Source organism: Oleiphilus sp. HI0128 (genome assembly GCF_001635365.1).
This window is the reverse complement of record NZ_LWGG01000755.1, coordinates 1-4480: the sequence shown is the minus strand read 5'-3', so window position 1 is coordinate 4480 and position 4480 is coordinate 1. Positions and strand designations below refer to the sequence as shown.

The following is a 4480-nucleotide window of genomic DNA, read 5'->3' as shown; positions in this document are numbered from 1 at the left end:
TTTGAACGAACATATTTCGTTAGGTTGTAGATATCTACACCTGCGTCGCCTTGTGCAGTCTCATCATCGTTAACACGAACAACAATTCGGCCTGCATCGACACGTTCGATTACACCACCTCGATCTGCAACCACACATACACCGGAGTCCTGAGCAACAATTCGCTCAATACCCGTACCAACCAATGGCTTTTCAGCACGTAGGGTTGGAACAGCCTGACGCTGCATGTTTGACCCCATCAAAGCACGGTTCGCATCATCGTGTTCCAAGAAAGGAATCAAAGAAGCTGCTACCGATACTACCTGACGTGGTGACACGTCCATATAGTTAACCTTCTCAGGTGGCGTTACTGTAAATTCGTTTTTATATCGAACGTTAACAAGCTCTTCAGTTAGCTTACCGTCTTCACTAACAACAGCACTAGCCTGTGCGATAATGAAGCCACTTTCTTCAATTGCTGACAGATACTCGATCTCGTCTGTTACAACACTGTCAACAACTTTTCTATACGGACTCTCTAAGAAGCCAAAAGAGTTAGTTCGTGCGTAGGTTGCCAAAGAGTTAATCAAACCGATGTTTGGACCTTCAGGCGTTTCGATAGGACAAACGCGACCGTAGTGAGTCGGGTGTACATCTCGAACCTCAAAACCAGCACGCTCACGAGTCAAACCACCTGGGCCTAATGCTGATACACGACGCTTATGAGTCACCTCAGAAAGCGGGTTGTTCTGATCCATAAACTGAGATAACTGGCTAGAACCAAAGAATTCTTTAACGGCTGCAGCGACAGGCTTAGCATTGATCAAGTCTTGTGGCATTAGACCATCAGACTCAGCCATGCTCAAACGCTCACGTACAGCTCTTTCAACACGAACCAAACCAACACGGAATTGGTTCTCTGCCATTTCACCTACAGATCGAATACGACGGTTACCCAAGTGATCGATATCATCAACTTCACCCTTACCATTTCGAATATCGATCAATGTTTTCAAGACATCGATAATATCTTCATTTGACAGTACGCCTTCGCCCGTCTCATCGCTACGTCCGATACGGCGATTAAACTTCATGCGGCCTACTGCAGAAAGATCGTAGCGCTCAGAAGTAAAGAACAAGTTCTTGAACAGGTTCTCTGCTGAATCCTTAGTTGGCGGCTCACCAGGACGCATCATACGATAAATCTCTACCAGAGCTTCAAGCTGATTACTTGTCGGATCGATTCTTAGCGTATCAGACATGAACGGGCCGCAATCTAGTTCGTTCGTATAAATCGTCTCGAACGATTCGATACCCGCTTCAATAATTGTATCGATCACTTCATCAGTGATTTCGGTATTACACTCAACAACCAATTCGCCAGTTTCTTCATTGATCAAGTCTTTCGCTGTCACCTTGCCGTGTAGGTACTCACGTGGAACTTCAAGGTGATTACCAAGCTTCTCAAGCTGTCTGATATGACGCGCAGTAATACGACGACCTTCTTCAACGATAACCTTACCGTCAGCATCTTTAATTTCGAAACTTGCAAGCTCACCACGTAGGCGAGCAGGCACCAACTCTAGCTTACAGCTCTCGCCGGAAATAACGAATGCACTGGTATCGAAGAACATTTCAAGAATTTCTTGTGTGCTGTATTCAAGCGCACGTAGCAAGATCGATGCAGGTAGTTTACGACGTCGGTCAATACGAACAAAAACGTTGTCTTTCGGGTCAAACTCAAAGTCCAACCATGAACCACGGTAAGGAATAACACGAGCAGAGTGTAACAACTTACCAGAAGAGTGTGTTTTACCCTTATCGTGATCAAAAAATACGCCTGGAGAACGATGCAACTGAGAGACGATTACACGCTCAGTACCGTTAACAACAAATGTACCATTTTCGGTCATGAGCGGCATTTCGCCCATGTATACTTCTTGCTCTTTGATGTCTTTGATTGCTTTATTTGATGATTCTTTATCATAAATAATCAATCGAACCTTAACACGCAATGGAGCTGCGTATGTTACACCACGCTGAATACACTCTTTTACGTCAAATGCGGGTTCACCCAAACGGTAGCTCACATATTCTAATGCAGCATTACCTGAGAAGCTCAAAATTGGAAAAACTGACTTGAATGCAGCGTGAAGACCAACATCGTCACGAGACTCTGGGTCATTGTCACTCTGCAAGAAGCTTAAGTACGAGTCTATTTGAATAGACAAAAGATACGGCACATCCATGACGGTTGGTAACACGCCAAATTCTTTACGAATACGCTTTTTCTCTGTATACGAGTAGGCCATTTATATTCCCCAGTTTTGTGACTTAACGGTCTGAATTGTTGAACGGTTGACACCGTTTAATAACAGGCTATGTTTAGAAAGAGATACTTATTGCATGCTCAAGGCTTTGCCAAATATTCCTTTCTAACAAACCTTCTTATAGTTTGTTCTATGATGCTTGTTAGCATCAATATAATGAAAGCTATCTACTAACTAACAACAGAAAAAGGCCGGCAGCAAATGCTACCAGCCAATTTCGTTAGGATGCGTGTGCTTCTGCATGCATCAAATAACTATAATTATAGTTACTTAACTTCAACAGATGCGCCAGCTTCCTCAAGCTCTTTCTTAGCAGCTTCAGCGTCGTCTTTGCTAACGCCTTCTTTAACAGTAGATGGAGCACCATCAACCATTGCTTTCGCTTCTTTAAGGCCAAGACCTGTAAGAGCACGAACTGCTTTGATTACGTTAACTTTCTTGTCGCCAGCGCCTGCAAGAACAACGTCAAACTCAGTCTGTTCAGCGGCAGCAGCACCACCAGCGTCACCGCCAGCAGCAGGAGCAGCAGCTACAGCAGCAGCTGCAGATACGCCGAATTTCTCTTCCATTGCTTCAACTAGTTCAACAACGTCCATTACGCTCATTTCAGCGATTGCATTTAAAATATCGTCTTTAGATAGAGACATGGTCCCATTCTCCTAAATGTAAGTTATATAAAAAATAATTAAGCTGCGTCTTTCTTCTGATCGCGAACTGCTGCCACTGCACGAGTAACCTTCGAAGGAACTTCGTTGAATGTACGTGCAAGCTTGGTAATAGGTGCTTGAATAACGCTGGCCAACATGCCCAACGCCTGATCGCGCGTTGGCAACTTAGCCAAACGATCGATCTGATCTGCACCCAGTAGTTCACCACCAACCGCTAATGCTTTTATCTCGAATGCTTCTTTTTCTTTAGCAAAATCTTTCAACAAGCGCGCTGCCGCACCTGGATCTTCCAAAGAAAATGCAAGAATTGTTGGACCAACCAACGCTTCAGCTGCACATTCAAACTCTGTTCCTTCTACCGCACGCTTTGCTAAGGTGTTTCGAACGACACGAAGATAAACTCCGCCTTCACGAGCTTCTTTACGAAGGCCTGTCATATCATTAGCGTCAACGCCATGATAATCAGCCATCACAAGAGATAAAGCACCGCCAGCAACTTCGTTGACTTCGGCGACAATCGCCTTTTTGTCTTCGATTCCAATTGCCATTGGTTTTCTCCTCAAGAGAGTCAGCCGAAGCTGACCACTTAGTTCCACCCCCTGTTAGCATAAACAGGGAGCGACCTACGGCGGAGATACAACTCATTTAAGAGAGTCCACACACCGTCTGCGCAGGAGATTAAGTTAGCACTCTAAATTAATAAATAGCCAACACCTGCGGTCTTTGACAGCCCGAGCTAGGCTCAGACTCCAAAGTATTCTTTAACATATCTTCTTATGAAGACACTGAGCTCTGATCAATAAGTAGACCAGGACCCATTGTTGAAGAAAGTGTAACTTTCTTCAAATAAACACCTTTTGCAGAAGCAGGCTTAGCCTTCTTCAAGTCAGCCAACAATGCTTCGATATTCTGTTTAATCGAATCAGCTGAGAACTCAACATTACCAACGATAGTATGAACAATACCGTTCTTGTCAGTTCTATAACGAACCTGACCAGCTTTTGCATTTTTAACGGCAGTCGCTACGTCTGGCGTCACTGTACCAACTTTCGGGTTTGGCATTAGACCGCGTGGACCAAGAATTTGACCTAACTGACCAACTACACGCATTGCGTCCGGAGATGCAACAACTACGTCAAAATCCATGTTTCCAGCTTTAACTTCAGCAGCCAACTCGTCCATACCAACGATATCAGCACCAGCTTCTTTAGCTTTCTCTGCATTTTCACCTTGAGTAAACACAGCAACACGAACTGTTTTGCCAGTTCCATTTGGTAGTACTGTAGAACCTCGAACAGCCTGGTCAGATTTACGCGCATCAACACCTAGGTTGATAGCAACATCTACCGACTCAGTAAACTTAACACCGTTTGAAAGCTCAGCAAGCAAAGCTACCGCTTCTTCTACCGTGTACGCTTTTTCTGCTTGAACTTTTTCCTGCACCAACTTTTGGCGCTTTGTTAATTTTGCCATTAGTTAACACCCTCAGTATTAAGTCCCATG

The 4480-nt window shown here is 44.4% G+C and carries 4 protein-coding genes; all 4 read right to left on the bottom strand.

Translation table 11 applies throughout. The features are described from left to right. Positions 1–2291 (bottom strand): DNA-directed RNA polymerase subunit beta (gene rpoB / locus A3763_RS10310; RefSeq protein WP_068760005.1); only part of this gene is annotated, 2291 nt, incomplete at its 3' end. A gap of 284 nt (positions 2292–2575) precedes the next feature. Next, positions 2576–2956 (bottom strand): 50S ribosomal protein L7/L12, encoded by a 381-nt coding sequence (gene rplL, locus A3763_RS10305; protein ID WP_068507428.1) that lies wholly within the window; start codon positions 2954–2956, stop codon positions 2576–2578. A 38-nt stretch (positions 2957–2994) separates the two neighbouring features. Next, positions 2995–3525, bottom strand: coding sequence for a 50S ribosomal protein L10 (rplJ, locus tag A3763_RS10300; protein ID WP_068507430.1), 531 nt, complete (start codon positions 3523–3525; stop codon positions 2995–2997). 226 nt (positions 3526–3751) lie between these two features. Continuing rightward, entirely contained in the window at positions 3752–4450 is a 699-nt protein-coding gene (gene rplA / locus A3763_RS10295) for a 50S ribosomal protein L1 (protein ID WP_068553378.1), read from the bottom strand. Positions 4451–4480 lie beyond the last annotated feature (30 nt).

What these genes read in the sequence shown, in the direction of transcription:
- rplL (WP_068507428.1), bottom strand. Translation starts at nt 2,956, where the DNA reads ATGTCTCTATCTAAAGACGATATTTTAAATGCAATCGCTGAAATGAGC.
- rplJ (WP_068507430.1), bottom strand. Translation starts at nt 3,525, where the DNA reads ATGGCAATTGGAATCGAAGACAAAAAGGCGATTGTCGCCGAAGTCAAC.
- rplA (WP_068553378.1), bottom strand. Translation starts at nt 4,450, where the DNA reads ATGGCAAAATTAACAAAGCGCCAAAAGTTGGTGCAGGAAAAAGTTCAA.